Annotated in this window: 17 protein-coding genes and 1 tRNA gene; 11 read left to right on the forward strand and 7 right to left on the reverse strand. The window is 62.9% G+C overall.

All coding sequences use genetic code 11. From position 1 onward, the window contains the following. Positions 1-213 precede the first annotated feature (213 nt). Positions 214-304 (reverse strand) — tRNA-Ser (locus ACFVSJ_RS17735). Between the two features lie 103 nt (positions 305-407). Between ACFVSJ_RS17735 and ACFVSJ_RS17740 the strand changes: the two genes are divergently transcribed. The 7 genes from ACFVSJ_RS17740 (at position 408) to ACFVSJ_RS17770 (ending at position 6,775) form a co-directional block, all read left to right on the forward strand. Beyond that, entirely contained in the window at positions 408-1,391 is a 984-nt protein-coding gene (locus ACFVSJ_RS17740; RefSeq protein WP_387438256.1) for an NAD(P)H-quinone oxidoreductase, read from the forward strand. Between the two features lie 28 nt (positions 1,392-1,419). After that, on the forward strand, positions 1,420-1,959 hold the full coding sequence (locus ACFVSJ_RS17745) for a PadR family transcriptional regulator (protein ID WP_387438257.1): 540 nt from the start codon (positions 1,420-1,422) through the stop codon (positions 1,957-1,959). 204 nt (positions 1,960-2,163) lie between these two features. Further along, a complete protein-coding gene (locus tag ACFVSJ_RS17750; protein ID WP_387438258.1) occupies positions 2,164-4,431 on the forward strand; it encodes a carbon starvation CstA family protein in 2,268 nt (755 codons plus the stop codon). Next, positions 4,431-4,622, forward strand: a complete 192-nt coding sequence (locus tag ACFVSJ_RS17755; protein ID WP_387438279.1) for a YbdD/YjiX family protein — start codon at positions 4,431-4,433, stop codon at positions 4,620-4,622. The genes ACFVSJ_RS17750 and ACFVSJ_RS17755 overlap by 1 nt, the downstream gene beginning before the upstream one ends. Before the next feature lie 85 nt (positions 4,623-4,707). Beyond that, positions 4,708-5,364, forward strand: a complete 657-nt coding sequence (locus ACFVSJ_RS17760) for a bacterial proteasome activator family protein (protein WP_387438259.1) — start codon at positions 4,708-4,710, stop codon at positions 5,362-5,364. Positions 5,365-5,372: 8 nt separating this feature from the next. Further along, positions 5,373-5,813 carry a hypothetical protein gene (locus ACFVSJ_RS17765; protein WP_387438260.1) on the forward strand — a complete coding sequence of 147 codons (441 nt, stop codon included), beginning with the start codon at positions 5,373-5,375 and terminating at the stop codon, positions 5,811-5,813. A gap of 122 nt (positions 5,814-5,935) precedes the next feature. After that, positions 5,936-6,775 (forward strand): aldo/keto reductase, encoded by an 840-nt coding sequence (locus ACFVSJ_RS17770; RefSeq protein WP_387438261.1) that lies wholly within the window; start codon positions 5,936-5,938, stop codon positions 6,773-6,775. Between the two features lie 119 nt (positions 6,776-6,894). Here the strand turns inward: ACFVSJ_RS17770 and ACFVSJ_RS17775 are convergent, their stop codons facing one another. The 4 genes from ACFVSJ_RS17775 to ACFVSJ_RS17790 all read right to left on the reverse strand — a co-directional run bounded on the left by ACFVSJ_RS17775 (position 6,895) and on the right by ACFVSJ_RS17790 (position 12,686). Further along, the gene (locus ACFVSJ_RS17775; protein WP_387438262.1) at positions 6,895-8,496 is read right to left on the reverse strand and encodes an APC family permease; all 1,602 of its coding nucleotides are present in this window, start codon (positions 8,494-8,496) and stop codon (positions 6,895-6,897) included. 111 nt (positions 8,497-8,607) lie between these two features. Then, positions 8,608-10,260, reverse strand: a complete 1,653-nt coding sequence (locus tag ACFVSJ_RS17780) for a GMC family oxidoreductase (protein ID WP_387438263.1) — start codon at positions 10,258-10,260, stop codon at positions 8,608-8,610. A 2-nt stretch (positions 10,261-10,262) separates the two neighbouring features. Continuing rightward, positions 10,263-11,759, reverse strand: coding sequence for an aldehyde dehydrogenase family protein (locus ACFVSJ_RS17785; RefSeq protein WP_387438264.1), 1,497 nt, complete (start codon positions 11,757-11,759; stop codon positions 10,263-10,265). A 315-nt stretch (positions 11,760-12,074) separates the two neighbouring features. Beyond that, entirely contained in the window at positions 12,075-12,686 is a 612-nt protein-coding gene (locus tag ACFVSJ_RS17790; RefSeq protein ID WP_387438265.1) for a TetR/AcrR family transcriptional regulator, read from the reverse strand. A 210-nt stretch (positions 12,687-12,896) separates the two neighbouring features. Between ACFVSJ_RS17790 and ACFVSJ_RS17795 the strand changes: the two genes are divergently transcribed. Beyond that, on the forward strand, positions 12,897-13,682 hold the full coding sequence (locus ACFVSJ_RS17795) for a recombinase family protein (protein WP_387438266.1): 786 nt from the start codon (positions 12,897-12,899) through the stop codon (positions 13,680-13,682). 227 nt (positions 13,683-13,909) lie between these two features. Here ACFVSJ_RS17795 and ACFVSJ_RS17800 read toward each other — a convergent pair whose 3' ends face one another. Beyond that, positions 13,910-14,221, reverse strand: coding sequence for a hypothetical protein (locus tag ACFVSJ_RS17800; protein WP_387438267.1), 312 nt, complete (start codon positions 14,219-14,221; stop codon positions 13,910-13,912). 174 nt (positions 14,222-14,395) lie between these two features. Here ACFVSJ_RS17800 and pdxS point away from each other — a divergent pair, with 174 nt between their 5' ends. From pdxS to ACFVSJ_RS17815, 3 genes are all read left to right on the forward strand, one after another. Continuing rightward, positions 14,396-15,322, forward strand: coding sequence for a pyridoxal 5'-phosphate synthase lyase subunit PdxS (pdxS, locus tag ACFVSJ_RS17805; RefSeq protein WP_387438268.1), 927 nt, complete (start codon positions 14,396-14,398; stop codon positions 15,320-15,322). Then, complete coding sequence (locus ACFVSJ_RS17810) at positions 15,310-15,594, forward strand: hypothetical protein (RefSeq protein WP_387438269.1); 285 nt, start codon at positions 15,310-15,312, stop codon at positions 15,592-15,594. Before pdxS ends, ACFVSJ_RS17810 begins: the two co-directional genes overlap by 13 nt. A gap of 226 nt (positions 15,595-15,820) precedes the next feature. Then, positions 15,821-17,062, forward strand: coding sequence for a M24 family metallopeptidase (locus ACFVSJ_RS17815; protein WP_387438270.1), 1,242 nt, complete (start codon positions 15,821-15,823; stop codon positions 17,060-17,062). Between the two features lie 273 nt (positions 17,063-17,335). Here the strand turns inward: ACFVSJ_RS17815 and ACFVSJ_RS17820 are convergent. Continuing rightward, positions 17,336-17,518 (reverse strand): hypothetical protein (locus ACFVSJ_RS17820; protein WP_387438271.1); only part of this gene is annotated, 183 nt, incomplete at its 5' end.

A 17,518-nucleotide genomic window follows, 5' to 3' on the forward strand; every position in this document is an offset into this window, starting at 1 on the left:
GTTCATGACGCCGTCGCGAAACAAAATCGCGTTGCGGGCTATCAAGGGAACGTGGGTTAGCGCCTGGCGGCTTGTGTGTGCCAAAAAGGCGAATGATGTGGAGCGCCGGGCTAGGAAACGGCGCAAAGGGTCCGAAAAATTGGCGACGGCGGGGCAAAGACCGGGAGAAAACCGAAACCCCCGGCAAGCTTTCGCTTACCGGGGGTTTCAACCTGGCGGAAGGTAAGGGATTTGAACCCTTGGTACGGGGTTACCGCACACTGGTTTTCAAGACCAGCTCCTTAGGCCGCTCGGACAACCTTCCCTGCCTAGTAGTGTTTCATAGGGAGTTGGCTGTACCAAAACATCACGTGCTTCCAGTCCCGGCCCCGGGCCAGGAAGTGCCAGCAAGAATCCGGGAGTCCGTCATGAAAGCCGTCTATATTTCCCAGCCGGGCGGGCCCGAAGTCCTCGACGTCAGGGAAGTACCATCTCCCGTGCCTGGCGAGGGCGAGGTGCTGATCGACGTCGTGGCCGCCGGGCTGAACCGCGCCGACGTCCAGCAGCGCCGCGGCTTCTACCCACCGCCCCCCGGTGCCTCGGAGGTCCCCGGCCTCGAAGTATCGGGCCGTATCGCCGGATTTGGCCCTGGTGTGACCAAGGCCTTCTCCCTCGGCGACAAGGTGGTTGCCCTCCTGTCCGGCGGCGGTTACGCGCAACAGGTTGCGGTACCGGCGGAGCAGGTCCTGCGGCTTCCCGACGGCGTGGACCTGGTTACCGCTGCGGCGCTGCCGGAAGTAGCAGCGACCGTCTACTCGAACCTCATCATGACGGCCCAACTCCAACCGGGCGAGACGGTTCTCATCCACGGCGCCACGGGTGGTATCGGAACCATGGCCATCCAGCTCGCCAAGGCCTACGGCGCCAAGGTGGCAACCACCGCCGGCACCGACGAGAAGGTCGGTACCGCCAAGGCGTTCCTTGGCGCCGACATCGCCATCAACTATGCCGAAGAAGACTTCGTCGAAAGCCTCAAGGCACAAAACGGCGGCAAAGGCGCCGACGTGATCCTCGACGTCGTTGGGGCCAAATACCTGCAGCAGAACGTAGACGCGCTCGCTGAATACGGTCGCCTGATCATCATCGGCCTCCAAGGCGGAACCAAAGCCGAGATCAATCTGGGCCAGTTGGTCAGCAAGCGGGCCGCCGTGATCGGCACGGCACTCCGCCCGCGCCCCGTGGCCGAGAAAGGCGTCATCATGTCCGCCGTGCGCGAGGTGCTTTGGCCCATGCTCGCCGACGGCCGGATCAAACCCCTCGTGGCCAAGTCCTTCCCACTGGACCGCGTCAGCGAAGCCCACGAATACTTCGACTCGGGCGAACACGTAGGCAAGGTCCTGCTCCTGCTCTGATCGGTTTCCCTCAACATCAAGGAGCTTTATGTCCATCCGGCACAGCCTCCTGGCCCTGCTCCAGGACCAGCCCCGGTATGGCTATGAGTTGCGCGTCGAATTCGAGGACCGTACAGGCGCTGCCTGGCCGCTGAACATCGGCCAGGTTTACACCACGCTGGACCGCCTTGAGCGGGACGGCTTGGTCAGTAACGACGGCGACGACGGCGGCGGCCACGTGGTGTACAGCATCACTGACGCGGGGGTCGCCGAAGTCGAGGCCTGGTTCGACGGGGCGGTTGACCGCGGCAACCCGCCGCGCAACGAGATCGCCATCAAACTGGCACTCGCCGTGACGCTGCCGGGTGTGGACGCATCGGCGGTGATCCAGGCGCAGCGGGACGTCTCCGTCCGGGCCTTGCAGGAACACACCCAGGCTCGAAAGGCCGTTCCGCCGAACCAACGCTCTGCCGACACGGCCTGGCTGTTGGTCCTTGATTCCCTGATCTTCCAGGCCGAGGCGGAAGTTCGATGGCTGGACCTTTGCGAGGCGCGGATGGTGCAGGCCCAGGAGCGTGCGGGGGACTGAGCACGGCCCCCGGCGGGCCGCTTAGGGGAAAACGCGGCGCAACGGATCCGCCCGCTCGTCGCAACACCGCCACCGCTCGTCGCAGCCATCCAAGGTTGGCGGTGGGTTGTGCCACGTTCCCGTAAGCCTCCTTGCTAGCGTGCCCGTGACGCCCGCCTGTGCCCCAACAGAGCCAGGGCAGCAACACGTTCTCAAGGAGGAGACATGAACGCCATCCCGGAACAAGAACTCGATCAACGGCTGGACCCCACCCTCCCTTCGCCCGCCGTGGACACGGCACGCAGCGACGCCGAGGAGCGGAAATGGACCCCTGCCAAGATCGCCCTCTGGGTGGCGATAGCCCTGTTGGGCGGCGTTGCCTGGGTGATGTTGGCTTTGGTCCGTGGCGAGACGGTCAACGCCATCTGGTTTGTCTTTGCCGCTGTGTGTACCTACCTGATCGGGTACCGCTTCTATTCCAAGGTGATTGAGCGGTACCTCCTCAAGCCGGATGACAGGCGGGCCACTCCTGCCGAGTACAAGGCCGATGGCAAGGACTACGTTCGCACCGACCGCAACGTCCTGTTTGGCCACCATTTCGCGGCCATTGCCGGGGCCGGGCCGCTGGTGGGGCCGGTTATCGCAGCGCAGATGGGCTACCTCCCGGGCACTATCTGGATCATTATCGGCGTCGTACTTGCCGGTGCCGTGCAGGACTATCTGGTGATGTTCTTCTCCATGCGCCGTGGCGGGCGTTCGCTCGGGCAGATGGCCCGCGAGGAACTGGGTGTTATCTGCGGCACCGCCGCCCTCGTCGCGACGCTGCTGATCATGATCATCATCGTGGCCATCCTCGCCCTCGTAGTGGTCAATGCCCTGGGCGAGAGCCCGTGGGGTGTGTTCTCCGTCGGCATGACCATTCCCATTGCCTTGTTCATGGGCGTATACCTGCGATACCTCCGTCCTGGGAAGGTCATGGAGGTCTCAATCATCGGTTTCGTGCTGCTCATGGCGGCCATCATTGGCGGTGGCGCCGTGGCAGGCACGGAGTGGGGTGCAGCCTTCTTCCACCTGGACAAGGTGACGATCGCCTGGGGCATCATCATCTACGGCTTCATCGCCGCGATCCTGCCCGTGTGGCTGCTGCTCGCTCCGCGCGACTACCTTTCCACGTTCATGAAGATCGGCGTGATCGTGATGCTCGCCGTGGCAATCATCGTCGTGCGCCCGGAAATCAACGTCCCTGCCTTCAGCGAGTTCGCCGGCCGCGAGAACGGCCCCGTGTTCTCCGGTGCGCTGTTCCCGTTCCTGTTCGTGACCATCGCCTGTGGTGCCCTGTCCGGGTTCCACGCGCTCATCTCATCCGGCACCACGCCGAAACTGATCGAGAAGGAACGCCAGACCCGCTTCATCGGCTACGGCGGGATGCTCATGGAATCGTTCGTCGCGATCATGGCGCTCGTCGCTGCGATCTCGATCGACCGGGGCATCTACTTCGCCATGAACGCACCCCTCGCGCTTACTGGTGGCACGGTTGAGTCGGCCGCCCAGTGGGTCAACAGCCTGGGCCTGGCCAACGTGAACATCACCCCGGACGTGCTGGCGCAGACGGCCAAGGACGTGGGGGAGGAGAGCATCATCTCCCGCTCGGGCGGCGCTCCCACGCTGGCTGTCGGCCTGGCCCACATCATGCAGCAGTTCATTGGCGGGCCGGGGATGATGGCCTTCTGGTACCACTTCGCCATCATGTTCGAGGCCCTTTTCATCCTGACAGCCGTTGACGCCGGAACCCGTGTTGCCCGCTTCATGCTGCAGGATTCGATCGGCAACTTCGTCCCCAAGTTCAAGGAAGCCTCGTGGCGTCCGGGCGCGTGGCTGTGCACCGCGATCATGGTGGCGGCTTGGGGCGCCGTGCTCCTGATGGGCGTCACGGATCCGCTGGGCGGCATCAACACGTTGTTCCCGCTTTTCGGCATCGCCAACCAGCTCCTGGCCGCGATTGCCCTCGCCGTGTGCATGGCCATTGCCGCGAAGCGGGGGTCCTTCAAGTTCCTGTGGATCGTCGCGCTCCCGCTGGCCTTTGCCGCCGTCGTGACTATTACCGCAAGCTTCCACAAGATCTTCTCGACTGTGCCCGCAGTGGGCTACTTCGCCAACAATGCGGCCTTCAGCAAGGCGCTGGCCGACGGGAAGACGTCGTTCGGAACGGCCAAGACCGTTGAGGCCATGGAAGCCGTGGTCCGTAACACCATGATCCAGGGCGTACTCTCGGTGATCTTCGTGACGCTGAGCATCATCGTGATCATCGCCGCCATTGTTGCCACCGTCCGGGCATTCCGGGCCGGCGGGGGCACGGACCACGAGGATCCGGCGGTACCGTCCAAGGTGTTCGCTCCGGCTGGGCTGGTCCCGACCACTGCCGAGAAGGAACTGCTCGCGGAATGGAACGCCCTGCCGCCGGAGAAGCGGCTGGAGAAGGCCAGGCACCAGTGATGAACGCCTTGGCCAAAGGAATCAGCGGGTTCGCCGGATACATCAAGGCCGTGATGGGAGCCGATGCCTACCAGAAGTACCTGGACCATCACACTGCAAGCGCCCATACGGGACCCGCCATGACCGAACGTGAGTTTTGGCGGGACCGGATGGACCGGCAGGACAACAACCCCCAAGGACGCTGCTGCTGAGCAAACCGGGAGTTTCGCTACGAACGAAGTCCAAATCCTGGCCCACGCCCCGGCGGACCTGCCTGGGCGTGAGAGTATGAATCGCATGAGCGATCTGAACGACATTCAGCCCAAGGATGAGGCTTCGGACGAGCAGCCCGTGGAAGGAACCCCGGTGGAAGGCACGCCTCTGAACGGCGCTTCTGACAAGGATGTTGCAGCGTCCCAGGATGCGGACAAGGACAAGCCCAAGGGCAGCAATCTTCAGGAACTCGTGGATGAACCTGCCAAGGTGATGCGGATCGGGACCATGATCCGGCAGCTCCTTGAGGAAGTGAAGAGCGCGCCCTTGGATGACGCGGCGCGTGGTCGTCTGGCAGAGATCCACGAGCGGTCCATCAAGGAACTGGAAGACGGCTTGGCGCCGGAGCTCATCGAAGAGCTGGAACGCATCAGCTTGCCCTTCCCCGAGGACAAAGCGCCTTCGGACGCAGAACTCCGCATCGCCCAAGCCCAGCTGGTTGGTTGGCTTGAGGGTCTTTTCCACGGAATCCAGGCCGCGATCGCTGCCCAGCAGGCTGCCCGCGACCATGCCGCTGCACAACACCAACTGCGCCAACTTCCGCCCGGAACCATGATCGCACCTGGCATCGTCATCGGCGAGAACGGCCAGCCGCAGCGTGCCAAGGCGCCAGGTGCTCCGGGAGTGGTGTCTCCGGGGCAGGCCGAGGATCCCGACCACGGCCCGGGCCAGTACCTCTGAGCCTGTCCGTGGGTTTCTTTGGTGCCGTCCGGCAGGGACGGAAAGACGATCTTGAGCTCGGCAAGGGCCTGTGGCGCCGCGCCCACGACCGTTTCCACCGTGGCTTGGACAGGTACCACCAAGTGCTTGAGGGCGTTGACGACGAGCAGCTGTACAACGAGTTGGTCCAGATCGCCAACGAGCTCGCGGAGCTGCTTCCGCGCGTAAGGACCATCTGCGTCGAGGCCCAGAAACGTGCGCCCAGCGATGGCTTGGACGTACCCGGCGCCTTGGCGGGCGTGCACCGGGCGTTGTCCAAAGCGGGGAACTCCTTGGCAACCACCGCGGAAGCCGCAGCCATGTTGCGGCTGGCGGTGGGCCCTGTTCCTGTTGGTGCCTTGTCCGTCCAGCGGCGTGCGGACGCGGTGTTTGAGCAGGTAGAGGACGCCGAACGCTTGCTTGGGTACTAGTTAGCTAGCGTGCGCAATTACCGGCGTTAGCTGTTATTCCAGCTAAGCAACAAGTTAAGCGGATAGCTGATCTGCGTAATATTTGGTGCTTCGAGCAACTTCATGCTGGCAGGATGGCACACATGACTTCCTCACCAACACTTACTTTCAACGACGGCAACACCATTCCCCAGCTCGGCTACGGGGTGTGGCAGGTTGAAGACGATGTAGCCGAAAAGGTGGTCCGCCAGGCATTCGAAGCCGGCTTCCGGCACATCGATACCGCCAAGATCTACGGCAACGAGTCCGGCGTCGGCCGTGCCATTGCCTCCTCCGGCCTCTCCGCCGAGGACATCTTCATCACCACCAAGCTGTGGAACGCTGACCAGGGCTACGAGTCAACCCTCGAAGCTTTCGAAAAGTCCCTGGACCGTTTGGGCCTCGAAACACTGGACCTGTACCTCATCCACTGGCAGCAGCCCAAGCAGGACAAGTACGTGGACACCTGGAAGGCCCTGATCGAGCTCCAGAAGCGTGGCCGCGTCAAGTCCATCGGTGTTTCCAACTTCACCACCGAAGGCCTGCAGCGCATCATCGATGAGACCGGCGTCGTCCCGGCCATCAACCAGATTGAGCTGCACCCGTTCTTCAACCAGTCCGAGCTGCGTGAGTTCAATGCTTCCAAGGGCATCCTCACCCAGGCATGGTCCCCGCTGGGCCAGGGCGGCGAGCTGCTGGAGAACCCGACGGTGGCACAGATCGCCTCCAAGCACCAGGCCACGCCTGCCCAGGTGGTCATCGCCTGGCACCTGGCCATCGGCAACGTGGTGATCCCCAAGTCCGTCACGGAGTCCCGCATCCAGGAGAACTTCGCGGCCCTGTCCGTGAAGCTGGACGATGCCGACGTCGAGGCCATCAACGGCCTGGACCGCGGCGCCGAAGGCCGCATCGGCCCGGACCCGGCGGTCTCCGACTTCGCCTAAGCCGCAGCACGCAAGTGCCCGCCCCAACTAAGTAGCATTTGTGCGCGTTATGACGGCTCATAACGCGCACTTTTGCGACCCAGTTGGGGGCGGGGCACTTGTGGTTAAGGCACCACTGGCTAAGGCACGACGGCGGCGGGCGGGTTTGCTGGCTGGCCTGCGGGCTGTGGCTCCTCACCTGATGCCGGGTGGGCTGCGACCGCTGCGGCGTGCTCGGCCAGGACGCCGGTCTGGTGCCGGATCTTGAGCCGGTACAGCAGCGCGCCGCCACCGGTAACGGCAGCTACGAAGATCACGCCGCCCCACTGCAGGTACCACTCAAAGGGCGGAACGGAGTTGTAAATCTCCTGTCGCGGCCAGATGAGGTTGATCGTCATGGCGCCACCCCACAGCACGGCAAGGATGTTCACCGGCAGGCCCCACTTGCCCATGGTGAACCCGGGTTCGGAACCGTCCGTGTTGGCCAGCGGCCACTTTTTCAGGAACCGCTTGCGCAGCAGCGGCACGGTCACCAGCAGGTAGGACATGTAGATCAGCACAATGCTGATGCTGGACAGGATGGTGAAGATGGCCGGCTGCATCACGTTGATGAGCAACGGGATGACGGCCATGACGCCGATGACGATCGCCGCCACGGTGGGGGTCCGGCGCACCGGGTCCACTTTGCTGAGCTGACGGCTGAAGGGCAGGTTGTTGTCCCGTGCCATGGCGAACATCATGCGGATCGCAGCAGCGTGGACAGCCAGCGTGCAGACCACCACGGCAACCACGATGCAGACCAGGAACGCCTTGCCGAACGGACCGCCCAGGACGCTGAGGACGATGTGCTGGAGCCCGCCGTCGGCTGCCCCCACCTTGGGATCGGTGAGGTCCGGAGCGGCCAGGATGCCAAACAACAGGATCAGTCCGCCCAGCAGGAACGACGCCGTCACGGCCCGGATGATCGCCTTTGGAGCCGTCTTCTTGGGGTCCTTCGTCTCCTCGCCCAAGGAGCTTGCCGTATCGAACCCGTACATCACGTAGCCGGAGGCCATGGCGCCGATCAGGAAGACCCCGAAGAAGCCCAGGTCATTGCCTTCGCCGAAGCCGGCGGTCTCGAAAAAGACCTCCGGTCCGCGCACGACGTGCCAACCCAGTGCCAGGATCAGCAGAACCGCGGCAATCAACTCAACGAAGACGCCGATGCTGTTGATGCGCGTCATGAGCTTCACGCCGAACGCATTGATGAGGGTGGAGATGGTGATCATGATGGTCGCCAGAACAACACCGTTCATGGCGAAATCGAAGGGACCGGTTCCGTCACCGACAAACTGGAAGCCGGACCAGAGCTGCGGAAGGGTGATCTGCAGCGCCAGTGCTACAGAGCCCAAGGCCATGATGGAAGAGAGAAGCAGGAGCCAACCTGCCAGCCAGGACGATGTCCCGGATGCCAGCCTCTTGGCCCAGTTGTAGACCGAGCCCGCTACCGGGTAGCGCCCGGCAAGCTCAGCGAAACAGAGCGCCACCATGAGTTGGCCCACGAAGACGATTGGCCAAGACCACGCATAGGCCGGACCAGCCATGGAAAAACCGAAGTAGAAAAGTTGAAAAACACCGGTGAGGATCGAGATATAGCTGACGCCGGCAGCGAAACTGGCGAACTTGCCAATGCTGCGGTCCAGGGTCTGCGTATATCCAAACTCATCCATGCCGCTTGAATCATTACTCTTGCTGGGTTCCATTGTGGACTCCTTATCAGAAAAGCAAGATGGGATCAGCCGCCCTGGGGCGCGGCGAATCAGGATTGGTGTGGTGACTTCCCCCAATGGAAGGCGGCCCTGAGGGCCGGCCTTCTAGGCGTACGACGGCGTGAATTCCTCCTCTTCGGTAGTAGCGGCCGCAGCGTTGGCCTCGCCACGTGCAGCCTTGATCAGATCGGCGCAGCGCTCGCCGATCATCATGACGGTGATGTTCGGGTTCACGGTGACGTGCTCCGGCATGACGGACGCATCGGCGACCCGGAGTCCGGTGACGCCTTTGACCCGCAACGCGGGATCCAAAGGTGACATGTCGTCGTCGTACGCGCCCATCCGCACGGTGCCCACCGGGTGGTAGACCGTGTTGTGGGTCTTGCGGATGTACTCCCTCAACTCTTCGTCCGTCTGTGCCTCGATGCCGGGTGAAAGCTCCCGCCCGGTCCACTCGGCCATGGCCGGCTGCGCGGCGATCTCCCGGGCCTTGCGGATACCGGCAACCATGACGCGCATATCGTGGCCTTCGGGATCCGTGAAGTAGCGGGGATCCACCATCGGCTTGTCGCGGAAGTCGCGGCTGCGGAGCCTGACTGTGCCGCGTGAACGGGCATGCGTGACGTTTGGAGTGAGGCTGAAGCCGTTTTCCGTGGTGGGGTAGCCGTGGCGGAGGGTGTTCATGTCGAACGGGACAGAGCCGTAATGCATCATCAGGTCCGGCCGGTCCAGGCCGTCCTCGGTGGGTGTGAAAATTCCGATCTCCCACCATTGGGTGGAGGACTGCACCATGGGCTGCTTCGCCTCGAACTGAACCACGCCCTCAGGGTGGTCCTGCAGGTTTTCGCCCACGCCTGGAGAGTCCACCAAGGCTTCGATGCCGTGCTCCGCAAGGTGTGCGGCAGGGCCGATTCCGGAGAGCATGAGCAGCTTGGGGGAGTCGATCGCGCCGGTGGACAGGATCACCTCGTGGTTCACCGAGAGCCGGTGGGTGCGGCCGAACGCTGAATCAACAACATCGACGCCGGTGCAGCGCTTGTCCGCGTCGAACACCAGGTTACGGGCCCGCAAGCCGGTCAGGAGCGTGAAGTTCGGCCGCTCGATGATGGGGTGGATGTAGGACACCGAACTGGAGGACCGCGTGCCGTCCGCGCGGCGGTTGATCTGGAAGAAGTTGGCTCCGTTGACCACCGTTGTGCCCGTGTTGAACGAGGCCCGGGGGATGCCCGACTGCTCGCACGCGTCCAGGAGTGCGACGCCGGCGGGATCGGCGGGGGGCACGTTCATGAGGTGCACGGGACCCGAATCTCCGTGGTGCGGAGCGTCGGGGCCGGCGTCTTCGTTGGTTTCCAGCCGCTTGTACAGGGGCCAGGCGGCGTCGGCGTTCCACCCGGTGGCCCCATACTTGGATTCCCACTCATCCAGGTCCTCGCGAGGAGCCCAGAAGGCGATGCAGGAATTGTGGCTGGAACAGCCGCCCATGACCTTGGCACGGGCGTGGCGCATGAAGGAGTTGCCGTTTTCCTGCGGTTCGATCGGGTAGTCCCAGTCGTAGCCGGATTCGAGCAGTTCCATCCAACGATCCAGTTGCAGGATCTCGGGCAGGTTGCGGTCATCCGGGCCCGCTTCGACGAGGGCCACCGTGACGTCCGTATCCTCGCTCAACCGCGCGGCTACGGCGGCACCGGCGGACCCGCCGCCGATCACGATGTAGTCGAACGAGCGGTCGCCGAGGTTATCGATGTTATCGAAGTGCATCTCTAGTTCTCCTTGCTGTGGTCAGCGAACCAGCCGGTCACCTGCGGGTTGGTGTTCTGGTAGATGTGCTTGGCTTCCTGGTACTCCGCCAGGCCGGTGGGGCCGAGCTCCCGGCCCACTCCGGATTGGCCGAAGCCGCCCCATTCGGCCTGTGGAAGATAGGGGTGGTAGTCGTTGATCCAGATGGTGCCGTGGCGCAGCCTGCCTGCCACGCGCTGGGCCTTTCCGGCGTCCTGCGTCCAGACTGCTCCGGCCAGTCCGTAGATGGTGTCGTTGGCAATCGCCACGGCCTCGTCCTCGGTACGGAAGGTCTCCACCGTCACCACCGGGCCGAATGCCTCATCGGTAACCACGGACATTCCCCGGGTGACGCGGTCCAGGATGGTCGGCTGGTAGTAGAAACCGGCGTCGTACTTTTCACCCTCCGGTGCAGCTCCGCCGGTCCGCAGCCGGGCGCCTTCCGCGATGCCGCGCTGGACGTACTCGTTGACTTTGTCCCGGTGATCAGCGGAGATCAGTGGGCCGGTTTCGGCGTCCTCGTCGAACGGGCCGCCCAGCTGGATGGCTTCGGCGCGGCGCACCAACTCCTCGACGAAACGCTCGGCGATGGATTCCTCCACCACCAGCCGGGCACCTGCCGAGCAGACCTGGCCCGAGTGGAGGAAGGCGCCGTTGAGGGCGTTGTCGACGGCGGCATCGAAGTGCGCGTCAGCGAAGACAACGTTGGGGTTCTTGCCGCCCAGTTCAAGCGCGACTTTCTTGACTGTCGCGGAGGCGGCGGCGGCGATGCTCTTGCCGGTTTCCAGGCCGCCGGTGAAGGAGACGAGGTCGACGTCGGGATGTTCCGTCAGCGGTGCGCCCACCTTGCGGCCGGGTCCGGTGACGAGGTTCGCGACGCCGTCGGGCAGGCCCAGGTCCTTCATGAGCTGCATGCACAGGATGCTGGTGGACGGGGTCAGCTCGGCCGGCTTGAGGACGAACGTGCATCCGGCCGCCAACGCCGGAGCGATCTTCCAGGCGGCCTGGAGCAGGGGGTAGTTCCACGGTGTGATGAGGCCGCACACGCCTACGGGCTCATAGACAATCCTGCTGACGACGTCGGGATTCCCGGCGTCCACCACACGGCCCGGCTGCTGGCCCGCGAGCCTGCCGAAGTACTCGAAGCAGGCAGCGATGTCGTCAATGTCAATGCGGCTCTCCACGATCCGCTTTCCCGTGTCCAGCGACTCGGCGCGGGCAAATTTTTCGCGGTGCTCCCGAAGGCCGGCTGCGACTTTCAGCAGGAAAGTTCCGCGTTCCGGTGCGGGTGTTCCTGACCAGACACCGGAGTCGAAGGCCGCACGGGCCGCGGCAATGGCGCGTTCGGCGTCTTCCTTGCCGCCTTCGGACACCGTGGCGACCACTTCACCGTCGGCCGGATTGCGGATCTCCCGTGCGGCACCGGAGGCAGCCGCCTCCCATGAGCCGTTGATGAAGAGCGTGGATGCTGTTGTTGACATGGTTCTCCCTCGGTAATGGGTGCCAAAGCCCGGGGTGGACGCCTGGGCGGTGGGCGGTGAAGTCCTGCACGTCCCGCGTTTGGGCATGGCAAAGCTGCGCCTGGAACGACGCTTCTGGTTCGTGGGTGTTTCGGTGTACGGCGCGGCGCTGCTTCGGCGAGTGTCTAACCCGACTCGACAGTGGCTTGGAACGTTGGCTGTGCTAGCAGCCAGTTATTCGTGTGGTGTACGTCATAGAACCACACTAAGGCACTTTGAACGATCGTTCAAGGGTTTTGACGAGAGATATATCAATACGCGTCTTAGTGACCTGTGTTACGTGGCGTCGCGCGCGGCCTCCCGCTGCGGAGCGAAGGCGATGTCCTCCGTGCGCGCGATGCTGCGCTGGATGGCCTCTTTGTCGATCCCCAGGAGGGACGTCAGCCACATGCCGTTCTGGATCACCACGATGTCGGCCGCGCGGTCCCGGCACTCGGCCCAGGAGAGTTCGGTCTTGGCGTTGGAGATCAGCGTGGCAAGGCCATCCAGGTACCGGTCGAAGGCGGCGGCGTTGATTTCGGCGTAGCCTTCGTCGGCCTGGGCGAGGGCCCAGAGGTGCAAGCGCAGGGAAAGGTACCGGGTAGTCAGCAAGTCGGCGCCGGCCACCCTGCGGAGGGCCTTGCGAAGTTGCTCCTCGGGGTCCGTGCCCGGGTCCGTCGCGACGAGCAGGAGGTCGTGCTCGTCCACGCGGCTGAGCGCGGCCCGGATGAGGCTCGTCTTGTCGTCGTAGTAATAGTTGACCAAGCCCAGCGCAACGCCGGCTTCGCGGGCCACGGCACGCATGCTCACGCCGGAGATGCCGTGCAGGGACAGCAGCTCCATTGCCGCTTCAAGAATGCGGTACTGCTTGTCGAGCTGACCACCTGAGTTCAACGTATTCGTCCCCATGAAGTCAGACTATGGCCAAAGGTGCCGGGAGCGCACTTTGGGTTACCGGAGGCGGTTGGGGGTGGGGAAGGGCTTTGGTGCCACTATCAGGGTGTCCGGTCGTTTCCGTGATGTGTATTCCGCTGGCGGCTGGCTCGCCCCGCGCGATTTGGCCCGTTTCCGTGATGAGCAGCTGAGTGCGCGGGATTTGGGCGGCAAGTTGAAGGACGGGTGAGCCTGGCAGACCAGAACTCAGATCTGCAGCTTCGCGGACTTGAAGCCGCAGGGTTCGAGCGGAAATATCAGGATCGCGGTGTCAGCGGAACCCGTGTAAAGCGGCCAGAGCTGGATAAACTGCTCGATCGGCCCGGCCGGGGCGATGAAGTCGTTGTGTGGAAGCTTGATCGGCTGGGGCGCAGCACCCGGCACCTCTTGGAGCTGTTGGATGACTTCAAAGCGCGTGGCATCAAATTCAGTTCCCCGCGCGATGGCATTGCGACGGATCCTGACAGTGAGGTTGGGGGAGCCATGGCCCAGGCCATGGTGACCATAATCTCCGCCTTCGCTCAACTCGAACGCGACCAACTTTCCGAACGCACCAGGGCCGGAATGGCTGTGGCGGCCGCAAACGGACGAAAGGCCGGCAGGAGGCAGGTGACCTCAGACGACCGAAAGGTCAAGCGAGCCAAGGAATTGAAAGCCCGAGGGTTACCGCCAGCCGATATCGGCAAGATCATCGGGGCAAGCCGGCGACCGTATACCGATATCTGGGTATGGAGACTTAGGAGTCGCCGCCAAGGATGCTTCTGGCCACTCGGGATGCCGTACACAGAAGAGCTTATGGATGATTCGGGACGAAACGCCTCCAGCCGGCTAGGCGAGCAGCGGATGCGCAGCTCAGTGAACAACGCGGATCTTCAGGACTTGCAAGAGTCGAAACGTGGTAATTCAGGGTCAAGGGTCCAGAGCGTGCGGGTGTTTTCGAGTGACGGCATGATGTCTCCGCGCTGTATGTAGCGGGAGGGGTGTGAGTCTGCGTTGGGCCGCCACCATCCGCTGGTGGGAGCGTGCTCGCCTGTTTCCGCCATTGCGAGGTCTGCCCGGGAGCGGGAGGGTTTTCGATTCACGATTGAACCTCGTTTTCTTTGTCTTTGAACATTTTCTGGTTTGGCGGGTCAGGGGGACTCTCAAAGCGTCGGCCAATCGCTGACGGGCAGCCAGATTCCGTGGCGGTAGTCCGCGGCTCACCGCAGGAGCGGTTCGATCGCACGCAATGCGGAAGGCCCGAGTCCTACTCGTGCCAGGTCGTGGAGCATCTGGTGGTAGGTGGAGAGTGCTAGTGGTGGAATCTGGTGCAGATCCGCAATTGTCGCCTTCGGGCGGTCGACCCGAAACATTGCCAGAATGGCTTGGTCCTCTTGGTCGTCGCTTAGGACGTGGTAGGCCCCCACAGGGCAATGTGCCGTGAGCGCGTGCGCGTAGAGGTTCAAGCGATGGTTCGGTGTGTGGTTTCCGGCACGGTTCCACGCCTCGACAATTTCAGCGTCATCCCACATGGTCTTGCCCTTCCAGATCTATGTCCAATGCGGTTCGAGTGGGAACCGTGAGAGCGTCGTCGCTCTTGATTAAATAGTAAAACTGTGAGATCACATGTCAATGGTCTATTTTCCAAAACCGGGCTTGTTGTCTTATCGCCGCCGGGTAGTCGTCCGGCTTCGAAGGTCTTTGTCATGACTGAGCTCACCATTGTTCGCGGCGGCGTCGCGACCCTCACCAAATCCCGAAGGGACAAAGCGAGGGAGTTGCAGTACGGCGTCATCATGGACGTCGTTAACGTCGAGCAGGCCCGCATCGCCGAAGATGCCGGTGCCGTGGCCGTGATGGCGCTTGAGCGTGTCCCGGCTGATATCCGCGCCCAGGGTGGCGTGTCCCGCATGTCCGATCCTGACATGATCGATCAGATCATCGCCGCGGTGTCCATCCCCGTGATGGCCAAGGCCCGGATCGGCCACTTCGTCGAAGCCCAGGTCCTGCAGTCCCTCGGTGTTGACTACATCGACGAGTCCGAGGTGCTGACCCCGGCGGACTACATCAACCACATCGACAAGTGGAACTTCACTGTTCCGTTCGTTTGTGGTGCCACCAACCTGGGTGAGGCCCTGCGCCGCATCAACGAGGGTGCTGCGATGATCCGTTCCAAGGGCGAAGCCGGTACCGGCGATGTCTCGAACGCGACCGGTCACATGCGCAAGATCCGTGCCGAGATCGCGAAGCTGTCGTCCCTGCCCGAGGACGAGCTGTACGTCGCGGCCAAGGAGCTGCAGGCCCCGTACGAGCTGGTGAAGGAAGTCGCCGCGACGGGCAAGCTCCCGGTGGTGCTGTTCACCGCTGGTGGCATCGCGACCCCGGCTGATGCTGCGATGATGATGCAGCTCGGCGCTGATGGCGTGTTCGTCGGCTCCGGCATCTTCAAGTCCGGCAACCCGGCCCAGCGCGCGGCCGCCGTCGTCAAGGCCACTGCCTATTACGACGATCCTGACGTGATAGCCAAGGTCTCCCGCGGCCTCGGCGAAGCCATGGTCGGCATCAACGTCGACGAAATCCCCGAGCCCCGCCGCGAGCCGCGGCTGATAAGGAGCCGGAGATGGATTTCATGACGCCCTCGCACGTGCCGGCTACGGTCTGGCACCGCGAAATCTACGGCAACCCCATCGCACGGCCCCTGAGGGGGACGGCTCTGACGACGGATGACTGGATTTGGCTCAACGCCGGCGACCGCGTGAGAGTTCAGCGAGAAAACGAGATTGCGGCAACAGGAAGCATCGATGTGGTCTCCGGGGACGCGTCAATTTTCTGGGTCTGGCTCGATGACGGCCGGGGGAGGGTTGCCTTGCACATGGAGGCCAAGGTCAGCGTCTGGCTGGAGTGAGGCGGTGAATTGGCACCTAGGCCCGCGTCCAGGACTCAACAAACGCAGAGTCCCGAACGGGCTTCCCAACGCCCTGTCCATGATTGACAGGTTCCACCTAGTATTCTAGCTTGCATTGTAGAACCTAGCATTACGACTTGACTGTTACGACCGCACTTCAAGGCGATCAAGTAGCGAGAGTCGCCCAACGAAATCATGCTCAACTCAGGAAGATAAGGCTCAACCCATGCCCAACGACCAACTCGGGGTTCTCGGCTCCGAACTTCACTTACCCAATGACCGTATTGGTGTCCTTGGCTCCGAACTGCCGTTCGCGGTGACGGAGTACAGTGCGCGGCTGAACAGGACACGCGAGTCCCTCGGGGACCAGTCTCTGGATGCAATTCTCATGTTTCATCAGGAGAGCATGCATTACCTCTTCGGCTACGACCAGCTGGGCTACTGGATTTACCAGACTGCGATCCTGCCAGCAGACGGTCGAGATATCACTGTTGTCTGCCGCACGATTGACAATGAGCTCATCGACGGGCTGCCGTTCGTCGATGACATCGTCAACTGGACCGACGACTCACTCAGCGACGCCGCCGAGATCACAGTGCAAACGCTGGCAAGGATGGGTTTGCTCGACAGCGGGAAGCGCATTGGAATTGAGCTGCGAAGCCATGCGTTGCTTGCGTACTACTTCGAACGGCTCCGCGAACAGCTCAACGGCCGGTGTGAGCTCGTCGACGCATCGGACCTGGTGGCCGAGCTGCGGCTTCGCAAGTCTCTTGCAGAGGTTGAATACGTCCGGAAAGCAGCTTCAATCTTGGACGCCGGTTATGCCTCGGCGTTCCAGGCCATGCAAGCGGGGAACCGCGAACTTGATGTCATGTCGGCAGCATTGCAGGGCATGTTTGCCGCCGGGGGAGAGGCGCCCGCTATTTGGCCACCCGTAGCGAGCGGCCCACGCACACTCGCTTGGACGCACGCCTCCTCGAGCGATCGCGTCATCGATCAGGAAGAGATGGTCCAGCTGATGCTGGGTGGGTGCTATCGCCGTTATCACGCCGCCGGCGTCCAGTCCAAGTGGATCGGAGACGCGCCTGCAGAAGTTCGTGAAGCCTACGAGGTTCTTACGGAGGCCCATCTGGTTGGCATGGAACACGCCGCGCCAGGCGTCCCCGTCCGCGAGATGGCCCAGCGGGTCAATTCTGTCCTCGAGCTTGCCGGCATGTGGGAACCCGGCCAGCACTTGGGATACGGGACCGGTACTGGATTCGCTCCCACCTGGGTGGACAACCTCCGAATCAAAGAACACGATCCACACATCTTTGAACAGAACTTTGTTTTCTTTCCGTTTTACCGGCACACGGTGCATCTGGAATCAGGGCCGGTAGCGATCATGGTCGGTGAGCCGATTTTGGTCACCGACCGCGGCTGCGAACAACTGAGCAAACATGCCCTGACTTTGGAACTGGATGCCTAAGGGCTGATCAGCTCAGGAGCTTCCCCTTCAGCAATTCGCATGTAAGTGGGCCCCAACCTGGGTCAGATTTCCGTCTGCCTCAGTTCTCGCATTCAGAAGCTCAACACCGCCGGGAGGGCACAGTTGCGACCACTGAAACCTTCATTACCTGGGAGGGTTTCAGTGGTCATGAGCCGCCGTTGCACGCCCTGACTTTGGAGCTGGGCAGCGGGATATGCGGCCACTGCGAGCAACCCGGGAGTGCGGGTTCCCCGGCGCCTGCGCAAGGCAACATCAAACAGGAAGCGGTCTTTGCCTGACGCCGACGTCGAGATAGTTGTGGACGGCGCGTTGGGTGTGTTCGAGGAGCTGCTTCATGGCCGTGGAGGCCGCATCGGCGTCGTGTGAACGAGCGAACTCAACGAAGCGTTCGGCGAAGAGGAGCGCTTCGCGCTGGGGTTCCCAACTGGGTATCCG

The organism is Paenarthrobacter sp. NPDC058040, assembly GCF_042885775.1.
GTDB lineage: Bacteria > Actinomycetota > Actinomycetes > Actinomycetales > Micrococcaceae > Arthrobacter.

Bases quoted from the DNA above. Each gene is read 5' to 3' on its own strand.
- ACFVSJ_RS17740 (WP_387438256.1), top strand. From the start codon at position 408: ATGAAAGCCGTCTATATTTCCCAGCCGGGCGGGCCCGAAGTCCTCGAC.
- ACFVSJ_RS17745 (WP_387438257.1), top strand. From the start codon at position 1,420: ATGTCCATCCGGCACAGCCTCCTGGCCCTGCTCCAGGACCAGCCCCGG.
- ACFVSJ_RS17750 (WP_387438258.1), top strand. From the start codon at position 2,164: ATGAACGCCATCCCGGAACAAGAACTCGATCAACGGCTGGACCCCACC.
- ACFVSJ_RS17755 (WP_387438279.1), top strand. From the start codon at position 4,431: ATGAACGCCTTGGCCAAAGGAATCAGCGGGTTCGCCGGATACATCAAG.
- ACFVSJ_RS17760 (WP_387438259.1), top strand. From the start codon at position 4,708: ATGAGCGATCTGAACGACATTCAGCCCAAGGATGAGGCTTCGGACGAG.
- ACFVSJ_RS17770 (WP_387438261.1), top strand. From the start codon at position 5,936: ATGACTTCCTCACCAACACTTACTTTCAACGACGGCAACACCATTCCC.
- ACFVSJ_RS17775 (WP_387438262.1), bottom strand. From the start codon at position 8,496: ATGGAACCCAGCAAGAGTAATGATTCAAGCGGCATGGATGAGTTTGGA.
- ACFVSJ_RS17780 (WP_387438263.1), bottom strand. From the start codon at position 10,260: ATGCACTTCGATAACATCGATAACCTCGGCGACCGCTCGTTCGACTAC.
- ACFVSJ_RS17785 (WP_387438264.1), bottom strand. From the start codon at position 11,759: ATGTCAACAACAGCATCCACGCTCTTCATCAACGGCTCATGGGAGGCG.
- ACFVSJ_RS17790 (WP_387438265.1), bottom strand. From the start codon at position 12,686: ATGGGGACGAATACGTTGAACTCAGGTGGTCAGCTCGACAAGCAGTAC.
- ACFVSJ_RS17800 (WP_387438267.1), bottom strand. From the start codon at position 14,221: ATGTGGGATGACGCTGAAATTGTCGAGGCGTGGAACCGTGCCGGAAAC.
- pdxS (WP_387438268.1), top strand. From the start codon at position 14,396: ATGACTGAGCTCACCATTGTTCGCGGCGGCGTCGCGACCCTCACCAAA.
- ACFVSJ_RS17810 (WP_387438269.1), top strand. From the start codon at position 15,310: ATGGATTTCATGACGCCCTCGCACGTGCCGGCTACGGTCTGGCACCGC.
- ACFVSJ_RS17815 (WP_387438270.1), top strand. From the start codon at position 15,821: ATGCCCAACGACCAACTCGGGGTTCTCGGCTCCGAACTTCACTTACCC.